1 pseudogene is annotated in these 567 nt (G+C 54.7%); it reads right to left on the bottom strand.

What is annotated here, in order from left to right:
* Positions 1 to 567: pseudogene (gene yahK / locus ACFFNX_RS52620) on the bottom strand (NADPH-dependent aldehyde reductase YahK); the annotation flags it as partial.

Here is a 567-nt window from a genome sequence, read left to right as displayed (position 1 = left end):
TATGCGGTGTCGCAGGCGCACCAACCAGCGTTATGGTGCCATCGCGCTTCAGCAAGGTGGTAAAATCGTCGAGATTATGTGGCGCAGCTACTGTATTCAAAATGAAATCGAAACTCTTCACATGAGCCACCATCTCATCGGCATTGCGTGAGTTAACAACTTCATCGGCTCCCAGGGCTTTTGCCGCTTCGCGTTTTGACTCAGAAGTGGTAAATGCCACCACATGCGCCCCCATCGCGTGGGCCAGTTTAATCCCCATATGTCCCAGCCCGCCGATGCCGACCACGCCCACTTTTTTACCCGGCCCGGCCAGCCAGTGGCGTAGCGGCGAGTACGTGGTGATTCCTGCACACAATAAAGGAGCCACCGCCGCCAGCTGCTCTTGCGGGTGACGAATACGCAGAACATATCGCTCATGAACGACGATCTGTTGTGAGTAGCCGCCCAGAGTATGGCCCGGTTCATCCGGTGTCGGCGAGTTATAGGTTCCGGTCATGTGATCACAGTAGTTTTCCAGCCCATCTTCACACTCTTCGCAATGTTTACAACTGTCGACAATGCAGCCGA

Origin of the sequence: Actinoallomurus acaciae (assembly GCF_042429965.1) — a bacterium.
GTDB classification, from domain to species: Bacteria; Actinomycetota; Actinomycetes; order Streptosporangiales; family Streptosporangiaceae; genus Actinoallomurus; species Actinoallomurus acaciae.
This window is presented reverse-complemented; position numbering and strand designations above follow the sequence as displayed.